The organism is Rhizobium redzepovicii, from assembly GCF_019793435.1.
GTDB classification, from domain to species: domain Bacteria; phylum Pseudomonadota; class Alphaproteobacteria; order Rhizobiales; family Rhizobiaceae; genus Rhizobium; species Rhizobium redzepovicii.
This window is the reverse complement of record NZ_JAILYH010000001.1, coordinates 53,776-78,365: the sequence shown is the minus strand read 5'-3', so window position 1 is coordinate 78,365 and position 24,590 is coordinate 53,776. Positions and strand designations below refer to the sequence as shown.

The window sequence follows — 24,590 nt, the reverse complement described above, 5'->3', positions numbered from 1 at the left end:
CGGAAAGCGATCAAGATTGTGCTTTGCAATGCGCCGCGGACATTTAAAAATACTTATAAATCTCCTGATTCTACGTGACTAGCGGTCGGTTTCCGCTCTGTTTGCCGTCCTTCTTCAGGCCTGCAGGACGCAACGCGCTCTCGATCACGTCCTGAATTGCGTTCGAAGCCATCTCATCTCTCGCGCATATCTGGATCTTTTCTGCCGCGTCATCCGGTCTGACGCGTATTTCGAAGGATGGGCGGCGAGATCTCTTTCATTTAATCATGTTGGTCCGCGCAATAGGGCCACTTACCACATGTGTGCCGCCCGGCCTCCGAATGAACTCGGTGCAAGGAAGATTCCGTCAGCCTTTACTCAAGCCGGAGCAATGGTGCTATCACCCGACAGCATGCCGGCAATCGCGCCTGTAATTGGCATGGTCGCTGCAGGATAACCATGGCGCGGCATCTCCATATCAGCGAACACGACGATGGTTCGGCATTCCTCGCTCAATCGCCTCACGGGGTCATCAAGTTCTTTCCGCAGGGGCGTCCGGCTCAGGTTGCGCTCCCTTCGTTTTCCCATGATGCCAAAGCCTCAGGATCGGCGCCCATCTTCCGCCGCCTCTAAGAGGGGTAGGCGGGCACCCAGATCGTCGCTGCCCTGATGCGCCGGACTACCATCACCCCTTCGCGACGGTCGCCATTTTCCGAAGCAACGAGATCTGTCGTCGCGTAGTCCGCTCGCTTGAGGATGGACAGCAGTCGCCAATTCTCGTCGCGTTTCGCAGCAGTTTCAGTTGTGATGATTACTACCATAACCATCCCTTAAAAATTATAATGATGACGGTGAAGCTCGCCGGGATGGAAGCCCTGAATACGAAGTCGCTGTCTTACGACCAATTCCCCGAAGGACCTGGAACTCGCGCTGGCAGTGATTGTCGACCGGCAGATGATCTGCATTCAGCAGGGCCCGATCGATAGAATGCTGGCGCGAGGCGAGCCTGCCGGTCTGGTCTTGCTCAAGTTGATAGAGCACTTGCGCAACCACTGCTTCCACCAAGATCTGATCCAGACTTCGATCCGATTAGAGCGCTGAGCCACCCGCCTAGGCACGCCTCTCAGCTTCCCGAGTGGCGATCTTCATGCTGTGATCGCTCCGCGCCTGCTTGAGTTCACCCATTGTGGGAAGTTCCCGGACAGCCAGACTCATATCTTCGGTCTCAGCGTTTCGACGTTTTGTGAAATGATGCCGCGGCTTCTTTGCTTGACGGAGTTCGTCAGATGCGCGCGCTTCCTCAGGTTGCGCGGCGAGGTCGGTGCGTGCGGCGACGGCATGGGCGATCAATTCCTTTGCGGAGGGATTGCCGTGCGGGCGCCTGCCGTTGGCGCCAAAGTCGCGGCGGTCACTGGCGATAAAGGGTTTGGCGTTGTTATGCCTCGACATTTGCTGCCTCCTTTTTTTATTGTGAATTCGCGAGGCCACCATGCTGGCCTCCTGCTTGTCTAGCATGGCCGGTGAAGTCGGTGTGTATTTCGTTGTAAAAACCGATCTATGGAACTTCCAAGAGGTCATGCTTTTAGAATAACACAATAAAATGTCGAAATGGTTTTATTGATCAAGTATTTTACCTGAATGTCTTTTCGGTCACCATTATAAAATTATAAAAATATTTACGCCCGGAAATTGGTCCCGATAAAGTATTTGTAGAATTCCCGATCTGTCGGTGAAATGCACCCGCAGGCGATTACACGAGCGCGCAGGATGAGGAGCCGATCGAGGGCCTGTCGTGGCTTGCCTACCGTGGCGTCGCGACCTATAGCTTCTGCCCTCGATTGCTGAGGGGAACCGCTTGCGCAGCGTGTCCGAATCGAGTTGACGGCTCGCTGATCTCTTGGCGGCGACGAATGCGACGCAGAAGCCTTTCCGATAAATGCATGGTCTGCCACGCCAGAGCGCTTCCGCTATCTGCTCTAAAAGGCCATCAACCGCAACTTCGCGTACCGCGCCGAGATGCTGACAGCGCCTTTTCCGCGCACTTGTCCGGTTGCTTGACAGCTCTTTCGAATGCCCGCATCGTCCTTCGATGCAGGATATGGATTCATGGTTGTCGGCGAAGAAAGAGATAAGCCGAAGAAACGCTGCCGAGGCGGTCTTCGAAGATCTCCGCACGGCGATTGTTAGTCGGAAACTGGCGCTCGGAACCCGTCTTCCCGCGGAGGTGCAACTCGCCGAACGTTACGGCATCAGCCGGGCGATCGTACGTGAAGCGCTCCGCTCGCTGCAGACGCTGGGCTTCACACAGACCAGAACCGGGCGGGGCACCTTCGTCGTTTCGGAAAGCCCGGCGCGGCAGCTCGGCGGCGGCGCTTATTCCGCCCGCGATCTCATGGAGGCGCGCCCCTGTATCGAGATCCCGGCTGCGGGCTGGGCCGCATTGCGGCGCTCGAACGAGCAGCTCGCATCGCTCACATCCTTGTGCGACCGGATGGACGTGGAGGAGGACGTCCAGATATGGGTGCGGATGGACGCTGAGTTTCACGGAGGGATCGCCGAAGCCTCCGGCAATGCGATCTTCGGGAAGGTCGTTGCCGATGTCCGCGGGGCGCTTTCGACGCAATCGGAACTGGTGGAGCATGTTCGCGGCCGGCGTAAAGCCTCCAACGCCGAGCACCGCCGCATTCTCCAGGCCGTAACCGCAGGCAGCGAGGGGGATGCGCGGGCAGCCATGGCCGAGCACCTGCTGGAGGTCAAGCGGTCCATCATCGGCATTGCCGGTGAAGAGAATCGCCGCTGACGACATGATTTTCAATTTCGCGCCCGGACGTCCGGGGCTCTGCCGATCGAAGACAAAGCGATGAACGATCTAGAAGACTGGCTATCCGACTCCGCGATCCTCAGTCGAAAAAGCGCCTCGGAACTGGTGTTCGAGGAACTGCGCAATCTCATTCTATCCGGCCGTTTTGCCGCCGGTTCCAAGCTGCCGTCGGAAGCCAAGCTTGCGACGAAATACGGTGTCAGCCGTCCGATCGTGCGGGAAGCGCTGCGCTCGCTACAGATTTTGGGGCTGACGGAGACGCGAACGGGAAGCGGAACCTATGTGCTCGCGGCTGGCGGTGGCCGAGATATCCGTTACGGCGATTATTCGGCGCGTGATCTGGTGGAGGCGCGGCCCTTCGTCGAAGTATCCGCTGCCGGCTGGGCAGCGCTGCGCCGAAGCGATGACGAGCTGTCCCGGCTGCTTCTCCTTTGCGGCCGGATGGAGCGGGAAGAAGATACCGAGGCCTGGGTGCGGCTGGATTCGGATTTTCACGGGCTGATCGCCGAGGCGTCAAAGAATGCCGTCTTTCGCGACATCGTCGATGACGTCCGCGAGGCGATGGCGCAGCAATCCGGGCTGCTGACCGCCTTGGGGCCACGCCGTCAGGAATCGAATGAAGAGCATCGCGCCATCGTCGAAGCCATTCGGATAGGGTCGGAGGCCGAGGCCCAGACGGCAATGGAAATTCATCTCAGGAAGGTCGAGGCGGCTGTCAGCCGCATCATCGGCGCCGCGCCGCGCTAAGTTTGTCGCCCAGCGCAAGGAAGCGACGTTGTTCAGTCGCCAGACGCTGGCTTTCCACAGGCCGGCGGTGACGCATCCACAAATAGCAGAGTGAAAATCCTTGACTGCAGGGTGGTTTTTCCTTAAATCGCCAAACCTGTCAGACCGCATAGCAGATTAACATCTTTCTAGGTCTGCACGGAGGGGCGGCCGGGAGGTTGCCGAACCCATGGAGGGAGGAGAAATGACAGTCATGCAAAATAGAAGTGAGGCGGATCGCCAGGTCTTTGCCGAGGAGGATCTCGGCTACCACAAGGCGCTGAAGCCGCGACAGATCCAGATGATCGCCATCGGTGGCGCCATTGGCACGGGGTTGTTTCTCGGCGCCGGCGGCCGGCTTGCCGCTGCCGGTCCGGCACTTGTGCTGGTCTATGCCTTGTGCGGCCTTTTCGCCTTTCTCGTTCTGAGGGCTCTCGGCGAACTGATCGTCCATCGCCCGACCTCGGGCTCGTTCGTCTCTTATGCCCGCGAATTTTACGGTGAAAAGCTCGCCTTCGCGGTTGGCTGGATGTATTGGCTGACCTGGGCGATGACGGCGGTCGCCGACGTCACTGCGGTCGCCCTCTACATGAATTTCTTCAAGGCCTATGTCCCCTGGATCGCGATGATCGATCAGTGGGTGTTTGCGTTGGTGGCGCTGGTCCTCGTCCTCTCGATGAACCTTCTGTCGGTGAAGGTCTTCGGTGAACTGGAATTCTGGTTCAGCCTCGTCAAGGTCCTCGCCCTGGTCGTCTTCCTGATCGTCGGCGTCTACTTCGTCGTCACCGGCACGCCGATCGACGGCCATGTTCCGGGTCTCAGCACGATCACCGATTTCGGCGGCATGTTCCCGAACAGCGTCCTGCCGGCACTGGTGGTGATCCAGGGCGTGGTGTTCGCCTATGCCTCGATCGAGCTGATCGGCACCGCCGCCGGTGAAACCGAAAATGCCCGCAAGGTCATGCCGCGGGCGATCCGCACGGTCGTGCTGCGCCTGGTGGTCTTCTATGTCGGCTCGGTTCTGCTGCTGTCGCTGTTGCTGCCTTATACCGCCTATAAGGGCGGCGAGAGCCCGTTCGTGACCTTCTTCGGCAAGATCGGCATCCAGGGCGCCGACGTCGTCATGAACCTGGTCGTGCTGACGGCCGTCCTGTCGTCGCTCAATGCCGGCCTCTATTCCACAGGCCGCATCCTGCATTCCATGGCGATTTCCGGCTCGGCGCCGGCGGCGCTGGCGAAGATGAACCGATCCGGCGTGCCCTATGTCGGCATTGCGGTGACGGCTGTCGTGACCGCCTTCGGCGTCGTGCTGAACGCCGTCGTTCCGGCAGAGGCCTTCGAGATCGGCCTGAATGTCGCCGCCCTCGGCATCATCGCCGCATGGGGCGTGATCGTGCTGTGCCAGCTCAAGCTGTGGCAACTGTCGCGGCAAGGCAAGTTGGCGCGGCCCGAATTCCGGATGTTCGGCGCGCCCTATACTGGCCTGCTGACCCTGGGCTTCCTTGCGGTCGTCGTGATCCTCATGGCGCTCGACTATCCGGTCGGAACCTACACGGTCGCTTCTCTGGCGCTGATCATTCCGGCGCTGGTCGTCGGCTGGCTGCTGATGCGTGAGCGCATTTACATGCTCGCCGCCGAACAGGGCGAGGACCGCGGCGGTTTTGATCTCGCCTGACACCGATCGACAATCCAAGCTTGCCCGGCGGTGCATATTACCGCCGGGGTGCGGCATGAATGGAGAGAGACATGACCCCGAGTGAGGATTTCGTCGTCGCCGATCGTGGCGGCATCGTCGAGAACAGCCATCGCGTCCACGCGGCTGTCGTCGATGCAACGGGCAGGCTGCTTTACGCGCTGGGAAATCCGGCGCGCATAACGCTTGCCCGCTCCGCCGCTAAGCCGGTCCAGGCGCTTGCCATCCTGGAGACGGAGGGGGTCGAGCGTTTCGGCTTCGATGATGCGGATATTGCGCTGATGTGCGCGTCCCACAGCAGCGAAGGGCGGCATATCGCGCGCGCGAGCCATGCTGTCGAAGATCAAGGCCGAGGAGGCCGACCTTCGCTGCGGCGGTCATCCTTCACTGTCGGAAACGGTCAACCGCTCATGGATCAAGGAGGACTTTGTCCCGACGGGCGTCTGCAGCAATTGCTCGGGCAAGCATGTGGGCATGCTTGCCGGCGCCCGGGCGATCGGCGCGGGCATGGAAGGCTACCACTTGCCGGATCATCCGATGCAGGGAAGGGTCAAGCGCACCGTCGCCGAACTCTGCGATCTAGACGTCCGGGATGTCGAATGGGGGATCGACGGATGCAATCTTCCGACTCCCGCTTTTCCTCTGGACCGCCTGGCCCGCATTTATGCCAAGCTTGCTTCGGCGGCGGACGGGGACGGGTCGGGTGAGGGGCTGTCGGCGCGGGGTGCGGCGCTGGCCCGCATCTTCCATGCGATGGTGCGCTATCCTGACATGGTCGCGGGCGAGGGACGCTACTGCACGCTGCTGATGCGCGCATTCAACGGCGCCCTCATCGGCAAGCTCGGGGCCGATGCCAGCTATGCGATCGGCGTGCGGGCTTCGGATGCAACCCGGCGATTGGGAACGGACGGTGCGCTCGGCATCTCGGTCAAGATCGAGGACGGCAATCTCGAAATCCTTTACGCCGTCGTGACGGAGCTCCTCGAGCGGCTCGGCATCGGTTCGGCTGATATCCGCAGCCAACTCGCGCCGTTCCATCATCCCCAGCGTGTGAACACGATGGGTGTCACGACAGGCGGCGTCTCTTTTCCGTTCAAGATGCGCGGATCGGAGGCGGAGGGGGAGGATCCTCGTCTTGCCGCCCCGACCCGATGACGCCTGCGGACGCGGCTATTCTGCCGCGTCACCAGCCATTCTCGTCTTCAGCCGCCGCCGCAATGCGTGCCGGCGGCGCCCCACTCGAAAGTTCCTGCCATGACCACATCCGATATGACTGCTATCCGTGTTGAGCACGACCTGATCGGCGATCGCGACGTGCCTGCCGCGGCCTATTACGGCGTGCATACGTTGCGTGCGGTTGAGAATTTTCCGATTACCGGTCAGACGCTGAAGGAATCGGCGGATCTGATCGCATCGCTGGCGGCGATCAAGCAGGCGGCGGCTGAGGCCAATGTTAGCCTCAGCCTTCTGGATCAGGAGCGGGCCGACGCCATCATTGCAGCCTGCATCGAAATCCGCGACGGGGCGCTGCACGACCATTTCGTCGTCGATCTGATCCAGGGCGGGGCGGGAACCTCGACCAACATGAACGCCAACGAGGTGATTGCCAACCGGGCGCTGGAAATCCTCGGGCATCGCCGCGGCGAGTACCAGCACCTGCATCCGAACGAACACGTCAATCTCTCGCAATCCACCAACGACGTCTATCCGACGGCGCTGAAGCTTGCCGCATGGATCGGCGTTCATCGTCTGGTCGACGCCATGGCGATCCTGCGCCGGGCCTTCGAAGCCAAGGCGGTCGAGTTCGCCGACGTCCTCAAGATGGGGCGCACGCAATTGCAGGACGCTGTGCCGATGACGCTCGGTCAGGAATTCGGAACTTACGCGCTGATGCTGGCGGAAGACGAGGCCCGGCTTTCCGAGGCGGTCTCGCTGATCCGTGAAATCAATCTCGGCGCCACCGCGATCGGCACCGGCATCACCGCGCATCCTCACTATGCGGCGTTGGTGCGCGAGCGCCTGTCCGAAATCGTCGGCGTCGATCTGGTTACGTCACCTGACCTGGTGGAGGCGACACAGGATTGCGGATCCTTCGTGCAGCTTTCGGGTGTTCTGAAGCGCGTGGCGGTCAAGCTGTCCAAGACCTGCAACGATCTGCGGCTTCTATCCTCGGGGCCGCGCGCCGGCTTCAACGAGATCAACCTGCCTGCACGCCAGGCCGGCTCCTCGATCATGCCCGGCAAGGTGAACCCTGTCATCCCGGAGGTGGTCAACCAGGTCGCTTTCGAAGTGATCGGCAATGACGTGACGATCACCATGGCCGCCGAGGCCGGCCAACTGCAACTGAACGCGTTCGAGCCGGTGATCTTCTACAGCCTCTATCGCAGCCTGAGCCACCTGACCAATGCCTGCCTGACGCTCGAAGCAAATTGCATTTGCGGCATCACCGCCAACCGCGACCGGTTGCGGCAGACGGTCGAGCAATCGATCGGCATCGTGACCGCGCTCAACCCCTATATCGGCTACCGCAACGCCACGGAGGTTGCGCTCGAAGCGCATCATTCCGGACGGGGGGTCTACGAAATCCTTCTCGAACGCGGCCTGATGCAGAAGGAGCACCTCGATGCGGTGCTGCGCCCGGAAACGCTGACCCGGCCAAGCGAGAAGCTGTCCTTCTCGTAAGGCATGTGGCGCATTTTGCTTCCGGGCGACACTCAGATGTGTGCGATCACGCCGCTTTTGCTTGCGGCTTGGCAGCCTTGACGTGGGTTATGCTGCGACGGCCGTCGATACTGACGGGAACATCGCCATCGACGGTGGCCCGGCGCACGACGCGGTGCTGGTCGCCATAATCGTTGACGGCATAGTGCTGTGTCGCACGATTATCCCAGATCGCGACATCTCCGGCTCTCCAGCGCCAGCGCACGGTATTTTCCGGGGCGGTGACGTAGGACTGGAACACTTCGTAGAGTTTCGCGGAGTCGCTCTTCGAAAGGCCGACAAGTCGCTGAACGAAGTTGCCGAGAAGCAGCGATCTTTCACTGGTTTCCGGATGGACGCGCACGACCGGATGCTCGGTCTCGTAGATGGTCGAGGTGAAAACTTCCTCGAAATGTTTCTTCTCTTCAGCGGTGGCGCGAGGGCGCACGGCGGCATAGTCATAGGCATTGCTATGAATGGCCCACAGATTATCCGCCAGCAATTTGAGCGGCGCCGGCAAGCTTTCATATGCGGCGTGGGTGTTGGACCAGATCGTGTCGCCGCCAGCCGCCGGAATGACGACGCCGCGCAGGACGGAAAATTTGGGATAGGCGTCGACGAAGGTGACGTCGGTGTGCCACTGGTCCGCCCGGCCGCCGCCGCGGCTGGAATCGAGATTGAGGATGGAGGCCGTACCGGCGACCGATCCCTGGGTTGGATGCGGCACGAGGTCGCCGAGGCGGCGCGCGAAGGCTTCCTGTTCGGAATCCTCAAGATGTCCCTGATCGCGGAAGAAGATGACCTTGTGCTTCAGGAGAAGCTGGTTGATGGCTGCCACCGTTGCATCCGAAAGCTCTCCGCCGAGGCGGATACCTTTGATTTCGGCTCCGACACGGCCGGTCAGCGGGACGACGTCGGACTCGGGAATGATCTGATTGACGAGAACCGGATTGCTCATGGAAATCTCCTGTTGATATTGCAAGAAGTCGGCAGGTCACATGCACCCAGGCATGCATCCATTGGGAGTTCGAAAACTCAGCGCTGAATTCGACGGGGCTATGGAACCGTATAATCTGCAAAATCTGTAGACAATAATTTCTAATTTAAGCTGTTTTCGTGAAACAGCCGCCTCGATTTCCTCGCCGGCAGGGAGGCTGGCGGCCGTTGGCGTTTCTTCGTATCTTCCGCCGGCGGCGTGGGATCGCCGAGCAAAATCATGTTTGAGGCCGAAGATCGGCGCCCGGAAAGGAACTTTCGATGGCAACAGTCAAACTTCTGTCGGATCAAGAGGCCGCGGCCATTCCGGCCGTGCAAGCGGTGTTCGATGACATCAGGGCGACACGCAAGACCGATTTCATCAATAATTTCTGGCGTGCTCTTGCGAACGATCCGGCAAATCTCAAACGGGTGTGGGAAACGCTCAAATCAGTGATGACGGTGGAAGGCGCCATCGATCCGTTGACGCGCGAGATGATCTACATCTCGGTGTCGACGGCCAATGCCTGCCAGTATTGCGTTCAATCCCACACCGCCGCCGCTCGTGCGCGCGGGATGACCGATGCCCAACATGGCGAACTCCTGACGATCATCGGGCTTGCCGCGCAGACAAATCATCTCGCTCTCGCCATGCAGGTTCCGCCCGATCCGGAATTCGAGGTGCGATAGGAACCGACGTCTCAGATCAAGCACCAGTCCCGTCAGCAATCTCCCGCATCATCAAATGCGGGGAGTGTGATATTCCAACTTTGCCTAATTTTGCCGCTACGGCATCGATGTACAGAAGCTACCTCTTAGAGCGACTACAGCGCGATGCGATTACTCCCCGCTGAAAATGCTCATATGTGCTTTTGATAGAATAACAAGCTTGTCCGGTCTGACGTTGAGATAGTTGCGTCGCCTGCCGCAGACGGCTCCTCCGTCAGCAAAAATCTCCAAGATGCCCTTGTCGTGGATGACTCTCAGATCCGCCGCATCGGCAACGGCCGCGGCGTAACGGATCGATCCGTCGTCTTGCGGCAGCTGCACGGAGACACTTTGATCTTCCACCACGATGGAAAATGACAATTGCCCGGCTTCGGTCGCGGTGATCCTTGTTCCATCGAGCATCCCGTTCAACCGGATATCGATCGACGCTCCGTCCAGAACATATCTGCCGGGCTCTGCGCAAGACAGAGGTGCATGAGTGAGGGCCTCGCGCACAGCCCGGCGACGCCCCAGGCGCCCATCATGCTCGCCGAGCCGGCGAATGCCAGTCCCATCGCCGCCGGGATGATGACCCAGGAGGCCGACATGAAAGCCCGGACTGTGGCGTTGATCGCGGCAGCCTCCCGACCCGGAAGGGTGGCCGTTTCAGCCCGCACACCCACGAAGATCAGCGAACTGACCGACTGGAAGAACGGGATGACGAATGCCGTGGCGGCTATGAACACCGGAACTGAAGAAAGAAAAAGATCGCGCCATAGCCGCCACTCCCATCAGCGCCATGGCGATCATGATCCTGCGCCGGTCGCCGATCAGGTCGGAGAGAATGCCGAGCGAAACGCTGATCGTGACCGCCGATGCCGATGTCACGAAGACCAGGACCGAATAGGCCTGATCGCTCATACCCAGTTCGCGGATCGCCGTGATCGAGAGATAGGGCAGGGTCGAGCCATAGGCGGAGCCCTGGACGAAGATCATGAAGGCGAGGAGAAAAAGTTGAGGATGGGCACGAATGTGGCGCACGGAATGGAACACGGGCATGCAATCTCAAAAAAACGCGCATCAGCCGTATAGCTCTGGGAAGGGAACAGCTTGATCCAGGCGGCGGAATGAAATGCAGGGAGTTAGCCGCATTGCACCTCGGGTCACAAGCAAATTGAATTGATACGTGCCATTCCGAAACCTACTTATTTGATGGCATGATCGGCGCATTTTCTCGGACTCGAATTCGACGATCGTCACCCGCTCGCCACCTCGGCAGCAAAACTCTTATGGGAGACGTCCGACACCGCATCACTGATGGCGGTGCCGAGCGCGGAGGCATTCCCCAGTCATCTTCAAAATAACGAAATAAGAAGTGCCCTCTGTCGAAAGAGGCAGTTCACAAGCGGAGAACGGCGATCACGTTGGCGCAAGGGTTTTGAGCAGGATGATTAATCCTCGTCGGTGACCTGCTCCATCCACTCGTCGCCGCGCCGTTTTGAAGGATCAGATGCATTCTGGACCGTACATGTCAAAGCCAAAAGTCACCCTGAATACGCCGGCATCAGGGCCAGCGGTCTTGACCTTCATCAATGTGGCGATCGTTTCGGAACCGAAGCGTTCAATCGGATGGGAGATCAGCAATGAGAATGTCCCATCGATCAGCGCGGCACGAGTGTCTTCGAAGAGTTCGTAGCCAACGACGACAAAGTCATCACGTTTTGGCGTCGCTCGAAGTGCCGCGATTGCTCCCGTGACACCTCCGCCCGAGATGTATAGCCCGCACATGTCAGGGTGTTCAGTTAGAAGCTTTTCGACATGTTCCCTGGCTACAACGGCAGATTCATAAGTTGGCAGTGGCTCAAGCAACGTGAAGCCGGAATTATGTTCACGAAAGTAGGACCGAAATCCACTTTCGTTCATTTCCTGATTGCGCAGGCGATGGCTTCCCACGAGAATGCCAATCTTACCTGGAACACGGACCATCCTGTCAAAGGCCCATGCGGCAGTCCGGCCTACCTTCCAGTTATCAAGACCAACGAAACTGATGTTTCCTTTTGCCGTCAGTGGACCGATCAGGGAGACAACCGGGACTCCCTGTTCAAGCACGCTGTCAATGGCATCGGCTACAATCGGATGCTGCGGAGCCACAATAGCGATTGCCTCGCATCTGCTCCCCAAGGAGAGGATGTGCGTTGCCACCTTCTCCGGTGTCAAATCTTCGAGAAACTCCAGTGTCAGCTCGATACCGCCACCGGGATATGTCTGTGCGGCTTGAGTGATCGCTTCGCCCAGCAGCCGATAGAAAGTGCGTTCCTTGCGCTGCAGGAGCACACCGAGCCGGTGTGCCATCTGCGGAGCCTTGATGGCATGCTTGATGGTCCCTAGCCCGTAAAATCCGATCTCTTCAGCGGCGGCCAGTACCCGTGTTCGGGTATGCTCGCGAACAGACTCGGGTTCGTAGAGAACGCGGTTGACTGTTGACACAGACACTCCAGCAGCCTTTGCAAGGTCTGCAATCGTTGGCCTTTTCATATCAAGAAATTCCATTCTCTCTTGGGGCGAATCTCAAAAAGTCTCAAGATGTCGTCATTTCGGTATGATATGAGACGAATTCGTGAGTGGATATTAATCCGCGTTGACATGAAAGATGTCAACAATGCATTCAATAAGCGCTGATTGGGCTTGGCCGTTTTCGAGCGTCAGCACTTTGGGGGAGGCCCATCGCACAATTTGAATGAGGAGGCTTAACGCAACTGCGTTGGGATCGCGGATCTGTGCGCGCCTGCCGGGATCGGCCGAACGGCCAAAAAACAAATGTCGAGCTGCAGAAATGCGGCTTTAACCTGAGGAGGAATTCGACATGTCGTTCACCAAGAAAATCGCTACCGCCGCTATGGCATTCATGCTGGCTTCCAGCGCGCATGCCGGAGACACCGATATTGCCGTCATCGTAGGCTCTGCTCAGGACGGCTTCTGGAACATGGTCAAGAAGGGCGTTGACGATGCGTCGCTGATGGTCAAGGCCAATGGCGGAACCGTCAACTTCATGCAGACCCAGAATTACGACAACTTCGGTCCGGACCTCGCATCGCTGATCGAACAGGCCGTTGCACAGGGTGCCAAGGGTATTGCTATTCCGAATTGGCTGCCGGAATCCGAAACTCCGGCGCTTAAGGCCGCGCGTGACAAGGGCGTCGTCATTATTTCCTTCAACGCTGGCCAGAGCGAAATGGATAACTATGGTGCTCTGAACTACTTCGGTTCGGACGAATATCTGGCAGGCGTAGAGGGCGGCAAGTATCTCGCTTCTCATGGTGCCAAGAAAATCCTCTGCCACATCCAGAACCCGGGTGCGGTAAACCTTGAAACCCGATGCAAGGGCGTTCAGGACGGCGCCAAGAAGGCTGGTGCGGAGACCTTCATCCTTCGCGTCCCCGCGAACCTGGACCAGGACATGAACGGTACTTCTGAGGCCATCAAGTCGGAATTGATTGCCGATCCGTCCATCGACGCTGTGATCACGCTTGCGGCATGGGCCTCCGATGCTGCTGCCAGTTCCATCGAACAGCAGGACAAGACGGGCAAGATTCAGCTCGGCACCTTCGACATGTCGGCATCGGTCCTCGACCGTATCTCGAAAGGCACTCAGACCTTCGCAATCGACCAGCAACCCTATCTCCAGGGTTTCCTAGCAACCTCGATGCTGTTCGCGAACCTGAAGTTCGGCACGGCTATCGCAACGAAGCCGGTCCTGACCGGCCCGGCGATCGTCGACAAGTCTAACGTGGTCTCGGCGATCGAAGGCGTGAAGCTCGGCGCACGCTGATCGGCTCCAAGGATGGGGACCCGGTACCAGTTGCCGGGCCCTTTCAACTCTGACTCTTCACCGAGTTCGCGCTGTTTATATGAGGATCGAGACGCAAATGACCGAAACCATCTCCAACAAGCTCCATGTCCAGAACCAAAGCACTGCAGGATCGCGTACTTCTTCGTTCAAGGCCTTCTTCCGCAGCCCGGCGGCGGGTGCTTTCATGGGTTTTGTGGCCGTCTTCATTCTTTTTTCGGTGTTCGGATACAGCCGCAATTTTCTCTCCATCCCTGGCGTGACGACCTGGGTTAACTTCGCGTCGCTCGTAGGGATGATAGCGATTCCCGTGGGGTTCCTTATGATTGCAGGCGAACTGGACATTTCGACTGGTGCAGTCCTGCCTGCAGCAACCATGACGGTGGCCATCATTTGCGAACACTACAAAATGCCGGTCATTGTGGGCATTGCAGCTGCCTTGGCCATCGGAGCCCTTATTGGCTTTATCAATGGCTATATCGTCACGCGAACGCGGGTACCTTCGTTCATTGTGACATTGGCGACACTTTTCGCCGTCGCGGGTCTAACCCTTTATCTGTCGATTTTCTTCATCAACAACACGAACTCATTCTACCATGCGCCGGATTGGGCAAAATCGCTCTTCGGCGGAAAGGTCTATGGATTCAATTCCTCCGCATTCTGGTGGGCCGGACTGATCGCGGCCTTTGCCTTCTTTCTCCACTATTCGCCGAAGGGCAGCTGGGTTTTTGCACTCGGCGGTGACCAGGAAAGCGCCAGGAACGCTGGTATCCCCGTTGCCTGGATGAAGATCGCGCTCTTCATGCTGTGTTCTACCTCCGCAGCATTCGCGGGTGTGCTCCAAGTGATGACCTTCAGTTCCGCCACGTCTCAGGCGAACTTCGGACTTATTTTCAATACGATCATCTCGGTCGTCGTGGGCGGGGTTCTGCTCACGGGAGGATTTGGAACCGTGATGGGCATCGTTTTCGGCGTGCTCACGCTTTCCATCGTCACTCAGGCCATCGGCTTTACCGATATCGACCGTAACCTGTCCTTCCTCATTATCGGTGTCATGCTCCTGATCGCCGTTCTACTCAACGACACCTTCCGTCATCTGGCTACAAGCTGGTCGGCGTCCAAGAAAAAGTAAGGGGGCGAGCATGTCCGACAAGAAAACCGTTCTCGAACTGCGAAATGTCGACAGGTCATTCGGACATATCGACGTCCTCAATGACATCAGCCTGAAAGTTGGCAAGGGCGAGGTACTTTGCCTATTGGGTGACAATGGGGCGGGCAAAAGCACACTCATCAAGACCCTTTCCGGGGTCTATCAGCCCACCCGAGGCGAAATCCTGATGGACGGTCAACCTACCGTCTTTTCCAGCCCCCGCGACGCACAAGAGCGTGGTATCGCGACCGTTCACCAATTCGGTGGCACCTACCCGCTGATGTCCATCGGCCGCAACTTCTTCATGGGATCGGAACCGACGAAGGGATGGGGGCCGTTCAAGATTTTCGACCGCCAGAAAGCCAATCGGGTGGCGGTCGAAGAAGTGCGGAAAATGGGAATAACACGCATTACCGACGGGGACCGACTGGTAGGTGGTCTCTCCGGCGGTGAGCGCCAGTCCCTGGCTATTGCCCGCGCCGTCTATTTCGGCGCCCGCGTGCTGATCCTCGATGAGCCGACGGCGGCATTGGGCGTCAAGCAGGCCGCGCATGTGCTTCGCATCGTCAACGAAGCCAAGCGCCGGGGACTCGCCGTGATCTTCATTACCCACCAAGTGATGCATGCCATGGCCGTCGGCGATCATTTTGCCGTTCTGATCCGTGGCGCAATTGCCGCCGACTTCCGCAAGGGTGAGAAGACCAGAGAGCAGATTGCAGACCTCATGGCGGGTGGGGAGTCCATGGCCAATCTCGAAGCCTCCATTGAAGGCTATATGGAAACTCATGATGGGCATCCCCCACTGCCTGCCCATTGAGGAGATGGATGCCATAGGCCACGACATGCATTTGAAATCTAATGACATGCAGCAGTTGGCAACAGCGCTGACTGAGAGGAAGGAGTTTGTCCAATGTTGCGAATAGCAGTCATTGGTGCGGGGCTCATGGGAGCCGACCACGCAAAGATCGTAACCGAGGAAATGCCGGGGGCTACGCTTCAGGTGGTTTGCGACATGGATGTGGGCCGAGCCCGCAAGATGGCCGAAGCCCATGGAGCTGTGGATGCCGCGAGTGACCCGGTGGCTGTGATTGCGCGGGCCGACGTCGATGCGGTCATCGTCGCCAGCCCGGATTTTACCCATGCGCCCCTGTCGCTGGCCTGCATCCGGGCTGGGAAGAAGGTGCTCTGCGAAAAGCCGCTTTCGCAGTCTTCGAAGGAGTGCCTCGAGGTCATGCAGGCCGAACAGGCTGCAGGCCAGAAGTTCGTCCAGCTTGGTTTTATGCGCCGCTTCGATCAGTCCTACGTGGAGATGAAGGCTGCCCTTGCGGATGGCACGCTCGGCCGGGCGCTGATAATGCACAACTTCCACCGCAATGTCGAAACTCCTGCCTCCGATTTCACCGGTGCGATGGCGATCACCAATTCCGCCCCGCATGAATTCGATATCGTGCGCCATGTGCTCGGCACGGCATACGCCTCGATCTCGGCCTTTCAGCCGAAGCGCACGGATGCGCTGGTCGCGCCGGTCATGATGGTGCTCGAAACCACCGACGGCCAGCTGGTCAACATCGAGGTCAACAACAACGCCGCCTATGGCTATGACGTTCGCGCTGAACTTGTCGGTGAGAAGGCAAGCATAGCCATGAACCAAGTGGCCTATACCCGCCTTGATCGGGCGCGCGGCCAGCATGTCGGCTATGACGCCGACTGGCGCGGCCGCTATTTCGATGCCTATCGCCGCCAGAACCGTGCCTTCCTGCGCTTTGTAGAGACCGGCAATTTCCCGGACATCGCCTCCTCCGCATGGGATGGCTATGCGGCCGCGATTGTCGCCGAAGCAGGGGTGATTGCCCTCAGCGAGGGCTGCAAGCAGCCCGTATCCATGATCCAAAAGCCGGAGTTCTATGCATGAAGCTGGGTTTCGTATCCGACAGCCTCGGTGGGCTGTCATTCACTGAAGTGCTGGACAATGCGGCCCGCATGGGCGTGTCGGGCGTCGAGGTAAACACCTGCGGTTGGTCGACAGCCCCGCATTTCATCCTCAAGAACACCCTGGGCAACAGGGCGGCACAGCAGGAATTCTTACAGGCCTTCGCTGATCGTGGACTGGAAGTGATCAGTCTCAATGCGAACGGCAATCCGCTGCATCCGACCGATCCGGCGCAAGGCGAGGGGCTGAAGAACACCATCCGCGCCGCTGGCGAAATGGGCATCAGGACGGTCTGCACCATGTCGGGCCTGCCTGCAGGCAATCCGACCGATACCATGCCGAACTGGGTGGTCTCCTCCTGGCCCCCGGAAACGCAGGCGATCCTGAAATACCAATGGGAGGAAAAGCTCTTCCCGTTCTGGACCGAAATCGTTGCCTTGGCGAAGGAATGCGGGGTCGAGAAGATCGCGCTCGAACTCCACGGCAACCAATGCGTCTACAACGTGCCCTCGCTGCTCAAGCTACGAAACGAGGTGGGCCCCATCGTTGGCGCGAACCTCGATCCCTCGCATCTCTTCTGGATGGGAGCCGATCCGCTGCTCGCGGCAGAAGCACTCGGCGAGGCCATCTATCATGTCCATGCCAAGGATACCTTCCTGAACGCACCGAAGCAGGCCGTTACCAGCCTGCTCGAAAACGGTAGCCTGACCGACATTCCATCGCGCTCCTGGTCCTATATCACGCTCGGCTTCGGCCATGGGGAGGAATGGTGGCGGCAGTTCTGCTATAGGCTGAAGATGGGCGGTTATGATGGCTGGCTCTCCATCGAGCATGAAGATGTGCTCCTGAACTCGCTCGAAGGGTTGGAAAAATCCGTGGCCCTGCTCAAGGGCGTCATGCCGATCGCACCGGCCGACTTCAAACTTCAGGACATCTGAAATGAGCTTTCAACTCGCAGCCCGTGCGGGAATGCTATGGCAGGACAAGCCTATCCACTGACGTGTGCAACGCGTCTGAGCGACATGGGCTATTCCTGACCTGACTGCTTGGAAACCTTCGCCAAGGGCGATCCGGAATGCGTGCTCGCGGCCTTTCGCAAGGCATTCACCTCCATCGATTTCGAGCCACAGGCAATCTAACGCCGGCCAAGTTCGGAACGCGAGCACGAAACTTTGCGGAAACAGGACATTCCAACTTTGCGGCTCCACACAAATGTGGCGTAATCTGTCTTATGGAACCAGCTTTATGGAACTGGTCCCTGGTAGCCACCACGCCCCCCGTTGCGAACCCTTTCAGCAAACTTTCGGAAGGCTGGCGCGTTAATCTCGCGCGGTGGCGACGGAGAGGAAATGCTGATGAGCAAAGGCTTTCGATTTGATGTGCTCGCCAAGGGCGGCTATACGGCGCGGGGTGTCGTTTTCCTGCTGATAGCCGGGCTCGCGCTCTTCTCCGGCGTCGCCGGCGGCCGGCCGGAAACGAAGTCGGCGCTCTCGACGCTGCTGGCGCAGCCGTTCGGTCGGATCTGGGTCGGAATGATCGGTCTTGGACTTCTGGGATTTGTCGCCTGGAGGCTGGCCCAGTCCTTGGCGGATAGCGACGGCCACGGCCGGGACGGAAAGGCTTTGGCGATCCGGGCGGCACTGCTTGGCAGCGCCATCACCTATCTCGGGCTTGCCGGATATGCACTTGGTCGTGCCATCTTCCTCGGTGGAGGGAGCGAAGGCTCGGGTGAAAAGGGGTTGGCTGGATGGATCATGTCGCAGCCGTTCGGATCCTACCTTGCGATCGCGGTTGGGGCTGGCTTTGTCATCGGCGGCATCGTGACGGTCGCAAAGGGCATCACCCGGAAGTTCGAGCGGTACGTGAAGATACCGGACAGCAAGGGTATCGTGACCTTGATATGCGTTTACGGTCTCGTCGCCCGTGGCATAGTGTTTGCGATCACCGGGATACTGTTCGCCTATGCCGGCTTCCGGGTGGATCCGCAACAGGCCGGCAGCATGGGCGACGCCCTGGAATGGGTCCGCCAGCTTCCGTTCGGATCCTTCCTCTACATCGCCGTCGCCGCCGGATTGGCAGCCTTCGGAATATACAACCTTGTCGAGGCACGGTACCGCGTCATTTCCAACCCGTCATTGGCAGGCGCCAGGCGTTCGATCCCGCTGGCGGGCTCCTGATACGCTTTGCCAGAAGCCGGCTTTCTTCGGTTGAAGCAGCAGAACTGCGGTCGCGGCCGCCTCCATCCGCGGTTTGTCGAGCGATATTTTATTTCGTCTTTTCGTTGTGGTTTTTCCCTGGATAACTGGCATTTTAACGAAGCCCGTATGATTTCGTTAGGCCCGCTTTGGCACCCTCCCCGCACCTTCGGGAGATGCCATGTTCACTGTGCTTTCATGTATCGCCGACCAGCATGACTGGACGTTGCTTTTCGTCGCCCTGTCGATCTGCTGCTTCGGCAGCCTGACGGCGGTTTTCATGCTGACACGTGCGCAGGAATGCGTGCGGCAGCATCACCACTCCTGGCTCATCGCCGCTGCCGTCGTTCTCGGCGCCAGCACCTGGGCAACCCATTTTATCGCGATGCTGGCCTATGCCGGTCCGGTGCCGATCGGCTACGACGGTCCCCTGATCATTCTGTCGATCATCGCCGCCGTCGTACTGTTTGCAGTGGCGGTTGAAATCGCTTTGATGGAAGGCGGCCAGCTTGTCCAGGCATCCGGCGGGGTCCTGTTCGGCGTTGCGATTGCGGCAATGCATTTCGTGGGGTTGCTCGCCATCACGCCGTTCAGCATGGTTTCGCTTGTCCCGGACAAATCGATCGTCGCCTGTGCGTTGGCAATCGGCTTCGGCATCGTTGCGGTTGCGGCCCTGCGGCACAGCGCCAGCAGGCGTTTTCATATTTTCGCCGGCGCGGCCTGCATCGTCCTGGCGATCTGCAGCCTCCACACCGTGTCGATGAGCGGGGTCCAGATTACCCCTTCCGCCGAGCCCGTGCATGCCGATCTCTCCTCCGTCGATCGGATCGCCATCGCCATCGCCGTCTCGGTCATCTCCACCTTGATCCTGCTCGGAGCGGCCGCAGCGCTGTTCCTCGATCGTCATTTGACCGATCTGCGCGGGCTGGCGAATGCCTCGTTCGAGGGGCTTGTCATCGCCCAGGAGAATGTCGTCATCGATCTTAACGAGAAATTCGCTGCGATGGCCGGTAAGGCAGCCGCGTTTCTGAAAGGGCAACCGGTCGAGGCGGTGCTTGCGATCGAAAGGCGCCTCGGCATCGACACTTGCCAGGGAGCGGTGTTGCGCGACGGCCAGGACATGATTCCGGTCGAGATCCTGGCTCGAACGATCGAATATCGCGGGCGCGAGTGCCAGGTGATTGCCGTACGCGATCTGACGGAGCGCCATGAGGCGAGCCGCAGGATCGAGCATATGGCGCGCCACGACCCACTGACCGGTCTGGCGAACCGCCGCGAGTTCGACCGGCGTTTCGAAATGGCGATCGCCGGCGCTGCCGAAACCCCAAGCGGCCTGGCGCTGTTTGCCCTCGATCTCGACCGTTTCAAACTCGTCAACGACACATTCGGCCACGCCGCGGGGGACGCGGTTCTGCAGCGTGTCGCCCAGGTCTTGGTCCGGACTTTGCCGGCCGATGTTACGATCGCCCGCATGGGAGGAGACGAATTCAGCATCATCCTGGAAAACGCGTCCCGCCAACAGACGGAAGCGTTGTCGGCCGATCTGCAGCACGCCTTCGCGCAGGAGTTCGCAGATCTCGCCACCTCTTCGGGATTCGGTGCCAGCATCGGCATTGCGTTGTACCCGGAGCATGGCGTCACCGATCGGCGCCTGCGAAACAACGCCGATATGGCTCTCTACCGGGCCAAGAGCGGCGGCCGCGGCAGAGCCTGCACATTCGAGGCGGCGATGGACATTGAACTGCACGCCAAGCGGCAGCTCGAGCACGATCTGCGGCACGCAGTCGCCAAAGGAGAGCTGTTCCTGGTCTATCAGAGGATCGTCGACACCTCCTCGCAAGAACCGTGCGGCTACGAGGCGCTGTTGCGCTGGCGCCATGCAAGCCGAGGCGTCCTTGCACCGGCGGATTTCATCGCTGCCGCCGAAGAAACCGGCTGCATCATTCCCATCGGGATCTGGGTTCTGGAAGAAGCCTGCAGCGAGGCAGCGTCGTGGAAGGCCCCGCTGACGATCGCGGTCAACATCTCGCCGGTTCAGTTCCTGATGCCGAACCTGGTGGAGCAGTTCTCGCAAATTCTTGCGAAAACCGGGCTGCAGCCGGACCGCCTGGAGCTCGAGATCACCGAGACGGCGCTGTTCCGCGATCGGGCCGCCGTGCTTTCCACGCTTGGTCAACTGCGGGCGATGGGAATCCGGGTAGTGCTGGACGACTTCGGGACCGGTTATTCCTCGCTCGCCCATCTGCGGGATTTTCCGTTCGACAAGCTGAAGATCGACAGACGTTTCCTTGCCGGCATCGGCGTCGATCCCACCATCAGGGCACTGTTCGAGAATGTCATCGAGATGGCGTCGACGCTCAACCTGCCGGTGATTGCCGAAGGGGTCGAGACGCAGGAACAGCTTTCGATACTTCATGCAAGCCAGCCGGCGCAGATGCAGGGCTTCCTGTTCGGCAAGCCTGAGGCCGCGCCAAGCAGCCGGGCGCCGTTGAAAGCGATCGCCTGACCCGCCTGGGCAGAATTGTGGGTTTTCCAGCCGCTCCGGACTACTTTCCGTCGAGCCATTCTTGCAGTTCCGCCTCTGCCCGCTCCAGTGCGCTGTAGTTCAAGAGCTTGCGCAGGAAAGCCACGGTGACGGCGCGGGCGCGGAGATTGAAGCGGCCGTCCTCGTGATCGTCACCGGCGCTCTGGTAGACGTCGAGCTTGTCGTAGAGCTGCTGCAGGCGGTTCTGCACGCTGCGCAGCGACAGGCCCCGGCGTTTGGCGATCGCCCTGTCCGTCAGGCCGAGCGCGATATCGACGAGGACCTCGTATTCGGAATCGGTAAAACCGTTGGTCTGGCCGAGACTTTTCTGCTGCAGGCCGCGCACCTCGCGGTCGATGACGCACTGGCTCTCGATGAAGATCGAGCGCAGCGCCAGCTTCAGCCGCTCGTCCGAGGCGGATTTCAGCACATAGCCATAGGCGGCGCCATCCGGCACGATGCGCGAGACGCCGCGCACATAGGCCTCGTCGGAATAATTCGACCAGAACAGGATGCGGGTCTCGGGCCGCTCCTTCCAGATGGTGCGCGCCGCCTCGATGCCATTGCGGCTCGCCATTTGCAGGTCCATGACGATATGCGCCGACTTGTGGTCGCGGGCGAGCTTCTCGCCGACCGTTCCGTTCTCGGCCTCGATCACCGTGTCGCATTCCGGCAGGGCGGCGTTGACCGCCTCGTGCAGGTAGGAGCGGTGCAGCGGGTCGTCCTCGACGATCAGAACCTTCATTGCGCGTTTCTCCTCAGTCCGGCCCGCTTGCCGGGTTGTGCGGGGTCAGCGGCAGCACGACGCGCACCACGGTCCCGCGATTGTTGTGGCCGGGCCCGGTGGTGAAGCGCGCCGAGATCAGCCGCGCACGGGTCTTCATATTGTCGATGCCGCCGCCGATCCGTCCCCGCGCCTTGGCAAGCCCCGTTCCGTCGTCGAAAATTTCGATCGACAGCCGTTCCTCATCGGCCTCGAGCCGCACCGTCACGGCGAGGGGCGCGGCATGGCGCACCGCATTGTTGATCGCCTCCTGCGCGATCCGGAACAGCGCGACGCTGACGGTCGGTTCCAGCCGCTCCAATGCGCCGTGCGTTTCGTCGACCAGACCCCATTCGATGGCCGATCCCGTGTCGCGGGTCGAGCGGTCGAGATGATGCTCGATTGCCTGCGCGAGACCGAAGAGCTGGAGCACAGATGGTTTTGCCTGTTCGATGATTTGCCGCAGATCCTGCATGCAATGCTGCAGCGAACGCGAGACCGGCTCCAGCGCCTCCGGTGTCACCTCGCCGTTGCGCGACAGCCGATCGATCCGGCGGGCGAGCCGCGTCAGGTCGGCAAGCGTCTGGTCGTGCAGGTCCATGCCGATCCGCTGGCGTTCCTGCTCCAGCGCCTCGGTCAGCTTCAGCGCGCCCTGCCGCAGCCCCTCCTCGCGGGCGCGGGCCTCGGCCTCGACGATCGCCGAGCGTTGCGCCTGTTCGGCAGCCTGCAGCGCGAAGAAATAGGGCGTCAGCAGGTCGGCGATGATGCGGGCGCGTTCGATATCCTCCATCGTATAGACACCAGCCGTTCGCGATGAACAGGAGAGCGCCGCGATGATCGTGCCCTGCACCTTCATCGGCACATGCAGACGGCTTCTCAGCGACTCCTCGACGATCGGCCGCTTGAACGCACCCTCGAAATGGAAACGCGGGTCCGTCATGGCGTCTTCCGCCAGCAGAAAGTCCACCTCGCCCCAGAGCAGCGAACGGATCGGGCTGTTGACCACCGGCGCGCCGGCAAGATCGCCCCAGGCGGTTTCGATGCCCGTCTCGTAGGCCGTGTGGTAGTTGCCGCCCTCCAAGAGCACGCAGACATCGAGGTGGTCGTGCGGGATGATATGGGCGACCTCGGCCGCAACCGAACGGATGGCCGAGCGGAAGTCGAGCTGGCCCGCGAGCAGCCGGGAAATACCGAGATAGTGGTCGAACATCGCTGCGGGTGTGAGATGCAGCATTGTGATTCCTCCCCGAGACGGCACAGGCTCCTCAACCCGCCGCGATCCCTTCGCAGTAAGCGCCCGCGGAAGCGCCGCCGTCTTGCGTAAACCCGCAGCTAATTGCGCAAAACCCGCAAACGACTTGCTGCCTTGCCCCTGTACAGGCCGGTCGATCTCCCGCATCCTGCCCTTACTGAGAGGAGGAAGCTCAGTGCAAGAACAATTTTCACTCGGCCCCGATTGGGCAGGCAGGAGTGAAGCGATCCGCCGACCGGCGCGATCATCAGGGAGGAAGACATGACAATCCGCAAGATGCTTTTGGCATCGGCCGCTATTGCTTGCGCCGCGATGCCCGTTTCTGCCTTTGCCGACACGTCGGCCAAGAAAATCGCTCTTTCCAACAACTATGCCGGCAACTCATGGCGCCAGGCCATGCTGACGAGCTGGGGCAAGGTGACGGGCGAGGCCGTCAAGGCCGGCACCGTTGCCGCAGCCGACCCTTTCACCACCGCCGAGAACCAGGCAACGGAACAGGCCGCGCAGATCCAGAACATGATCCTGCAGGGTTATGACGCAATCGTGCTCAACGCCGCCTCGCCGACGGCGCTGAACGGCGCGGTCAAGGAAGCCTGCGACGCCGGCATCACCGTGGTGTCCTTCGACGGCATCGTCACCGAACCTTGCGCCTGGCGCATCGCCGTCAACTTCAAGGAAATGGGCCGCAGCGAAGTGGAGTACCTGTCGCAGAAACTCCCGCAGGGCGGCAACCTGCTCGAGATCCGCGGTCTTGCTGGTGTCTTCGTCGATGACGAGATCTCGGCCGGCATTCACGACGGCGTCAAGCAGTACCCGCAGTTCAAGGTCGTCGGCTCCGTTCACGGAGACTGGGCGCAGGACGTGGCGCAGAAGGCGGTTGCCGGCATCCTGCCGAGCCTGCCCGACATCGTCGGCGTGGTGACGCAGGGCGGCGACGGTTATGGCGCCGCGCAGGCGATTGCGGCGACCGACCGGAAGATGCCGACCATCATCATGGGCAACCGCGAAGACGAACTGAAGTGGTGGAAGGAGCAGAAGGACGGCAAGGGCTACGAGACCATGTCCGTGTCGATCGCGCCCGGCGTCTCCACGCTCGCCTTCTGGGTCGCTCAGCAGATCCTCGACGGCAAGGAAGTCAAGAAGGACCTCGTCGTGCCCTTCCTGCGCATCGACCAGGACAATCTCGAAACCAACCTCGCCAATACCCAGGCCGGCGGCGTCGCCAACGTGGAATACACGCAGGCAGACGCAATCAAGGTCATCGAGTCGGCAAAGTAACTCTCCCGGC

At 60.0% G+C, this 24,590-nt stretch carries 20 protein-coding genes and 1 pseudogene; 14 read left to right on the top strand and 7 right to left on the bottom strand.

Features of this window, described 5'->3' with window-relative positions; genetic code table 11:
- Positions 1–1,089 precede the first annotated feature (1,089 nt).
- Positions 1,090–1,470, bottom strand: a complete 381-nt coding sequence (locus K6N12_RS00360) for a hypothetical protein (RefSeq protein WP_246645351.1) — start codon at positions 1,468–1,470, stop codon at positions 1,090–1,092.
- 598 nt (positions 1,471–2,068) lie between these two features.
- On the opposite strand from K6N12_RS00360, the gene K6N12_RS00355 reads away from it, so the two are divergent.
- From K6N12_RS00355 to aspA, 5 genes and pseudogenes are all read left to right on the top strand, one after another.
- A complete protein-coding gene (locus tag K6N12_RS00355; protein WP_183854529.1) occupies positions 2,069–2,779 on the top strand; it encodes a FadR/GntR family transcriptional regulator in 711 nt (236 codons plus the stop codon).
- 60 nt (positions 2,780–2,839) lie between these two features.
- Positions 2,840–3,547 carry a FadR/GntR family transcriptional regulator gene (locus K6N12_RS00350; RefSeq protein ID WP_222134786.1) on the top strand — a complete coding sequence of 236 codons (708 nt, stop codon included), beginning with the start codon at positions 2,840–2,842 and terminating at the stop codon, positions 3,545–3,547.
- A gap of 223 nt (positions 3,548–3,770) precedes the next feature.
- Positions 3,771–5,240, top strand: a complete 1,470-nt coding sequence (locus K6N12_RS00345) for an amino acid permease (protein WP_222134787.1) — start codon at positions 3,771–3,773, stop codon at positions 5,238–5,240.
- 59 nt (positions 5,241–5,299) lie between these two features.
- A pseudogene (locus tag K6N12_RS00340) lies at positions 5,300–6,413 on the top strand (asparaginase).
- 99 nt (positions 6,414–6,512) lie between these two features.
- Positions 6,513–7,940 carry an aspartate ammonia-lyase gene (gene aspA / locus K6N12_RS00335; protein ID WP_222148550.1) on the top strand — a complete coding sequence of 476 codons (1,428 nt, stop codon included), beginning with the start codon at positions 6,513–6,515 and terminating at the stop codon, positions 7,938–7,940.
- Positions 7,941–7,986: 46 nt separating this feature from the next.
- On the opposite strand, the gene K6N12_RS00330 is transcribed toward aspA, so the two are convergent.
- The gene (locus K6N12_RS00330; RefSeq protein ID WP_222148549.1) at positions 7,987–8,916 is read right to left on the bottom strand and encodes a TauD/TfdA dioxygenase family protein; all 930 of its coding nucleotides are present in this window, start codon (positions 8,914–8,916) and stop codon (positions 7,987–7,989) included.
- 299 nt (positions 8,917–9,215) lie between these two features.
- Here K6N12_RS00330 and K6N12_RS00325 point away from each other — a divergent pair, with 299 nt between their 5' ends.
- A complete protein-coding gene (locus K6N12_RS00325; RefSeq protein ID WP_222148548.1) occupies positions 9,216–9,623 on the top strand; it encodes a carboxymuconolactone decarboxylase family protein in 408 nt (135 codons plus the stop codon).
- 150 nt (positions 9,624–9,773) lie between these two features.
- On the opposite strand, the gene K6N12_RS00320 is transcribed toward K6N12_RS00325, so the two are convergent.
- The 3 genes from K6N12_RS00320 to K6N12_RS00310 all read right to left on the bottom strand — a co-directional run bounded on the left by K6N12_RS00320 (position 9,774) and on the right by K6N12_RS00310 (position 12,191).
- Positions 9,774–10,073, bottom strand: coding sequence for a hypothetical protein (locus K6N12_RS00320; RefSeq protein WP_239620617.1), 300 nt, complete (start codon positions 10,071–10,073; stop codon positions 9,774–9,776).
- Between the two features lie 234 nt (positions 10,074–10,307).
- On the bottom strand, positions 10,308–10,700 hold the full coding sequence (locus tag K6N12_RS00315) for an MFS transporter (RefSeq protein WP_222148547.1): 393 nt from the start codon (positions 10,698–10,700) through the stop codon (positions 10,308–10,310).
- Between the two features lie 447 nt (positions 10,701–11,147).
- Positions 11,148–12,191 (bottom strand): LacI family DNA-binding transcriptional regulator, encoded by a 1,044-nt coding sequence (locus tag K6N12_RS00310; RefSeq protein ID WP_210202856.1) that lies wholly within the window; start codon positions 12,189–12,191, stop codon positions 11,148–11,150.
- A gap of 313 nt (positions 12,192–12,504) precedes the next feature.
- Here K6N12_RS00310 and K6N12_RS00305 point away from each other — a divergent pair, with 313 nt between their 5' ends.
- The 7 genes from K6N12_RS00305 (at position 12,505) to K6N12_RS00275 (ending at position 21,269) form a co-directional block, all read left to right on the top strand.
- Entirely contained in the window at positions 12,505–13,470 is a 966-nt protein-coding gene (locus K6N12_RS00305; RefSeq protein WP_222148546.1) for a substrate-binding domain-containing protein, read from the top strand.
- A 97-nt stretch (positions 13,471–13,567) separates the two neighbouring features.
- On the top strand, positions 13,568–14,620 hold the full coding sequence (locus tag K6N12_RS00300; RefSeq protein WP_097629015.1) for an ABC transporter permease: 1,053 nt from the start codon (positions 13,568–13,570) through the stop codon (positions 14,618–14,620).
- Positions 14,621–14,630: 10 nt separating this feature from the next.
- Positions 14,631–15,455, top strand: a complete 825-nt coding sequence (locus K6N12_RS00295) for an ATP-binding cassette domain-containing protein (RefSeq protein ID WP_097629016.1) — start codon at positions 14,631–14,633, stop codon at positions 15,453–15,455.
- 93 nt (positions 15,456–15,548) lie between these two features.
- Complete coding sequence (locus tag K6N12_RS00290; RefSeq protein WP_222134792.1) at positions 15,549–16,550, top strand: Gfo/Idh/MocA family oxidoreductase; 1,002 nt, start codon at positions 15,549–15,551, stop codon at positions 16,548–16,550.
- Positions 16,547–17,506 carry a sugar phosphate isomerase/epimerase family protein gene (locus K6N12_RS00285; protein ID WP_131710827.1) on the top strand — a complete coding sequence of 320 codons (960 nt, stop codon included), beginning with the start codon at positions 16,547–16,549 and terminating at the stop codon, positions 17,504–17,506. Before K6N12_RS00290 ends, K6N12_RS00285 begins: the two co-directional genes overlap by 4 nt.
- A 417-nt stretch (positions 17,507–17,923) precedes the next feature.
- On the top strand, positions 17,924–18,745 hold the full coding sequence (locus tag K6N12_RS00280) for a DUF1206 domain-containing protein (RefSeq protein ID WP_183778154.1): 822 nt from the start codon (positions 17,924–17,926) through the stop codon (positions 18,743–18,745).
- A 199-nt stretch (positions 18,746–18,944) separates the two neighbouring features.
- The gene (locus K6N12_RS00275; protein ID WP_222148545.1) at positions 18,945–21,269 is read left to right on the top strand and encodes a bifunctional diguanylate cyclase/phosphodiesterase; all 2,325 of its coding nucleotides are present in this window, start codon (positions 18,945–18,947) and stop codon (positions 21,267–21,269) included.
- Positions 21,270–21,309: 40 nt separating this feature from the next.
- Here K6N12_RS00275 and K6N12_RS00270 read toward each other — a convergent pair whose 3' ends face one another.
- Both K6N12_RS00270 and K6N12_RS00265 read right to left on the bottom strand, forming a co-directional pair.
- On the bottom strand, positions 21,310–22,032 hold the full coding sequence (locus K6N12_RS00270; protein ID WP_183778158.1) for a response regulator transcription factor: 723 nt from the start codon (positions 22,030–22,032) through the stop codon (positions 21,310–21,312).
- Between the two features lie 13 nt (positions 22,033–22,045).
- Positions 22,046–23,284, bottom strand: coding sequence for a GAF domain-containing sensor histidine kinase (locus K6N12_RS00265; protein WP_183778160.1), 1,239 nt, complete (start codon positions 23,282–23,284; stop codon positions 22,046–22,048).
- 279 nt (positions 23,285–23,563) lie between these two features.
- Between K6N12_RS00265 and K6N12_RS00260 the strand changes: the two genes are divergently transcribed.
- Positions 23,564–24,580, top strand: a complete 1,017-nt coding sequence (locus tag K6N12_RS00260) for an ABC transporter substrate-binding protein (protein WP_183778162.1) — start codon at positions 23,564–23,566, stop codon at positions 24,578–24,580.
- Positions 24,581–24,590: the final 10 nt, after the last annotated feature.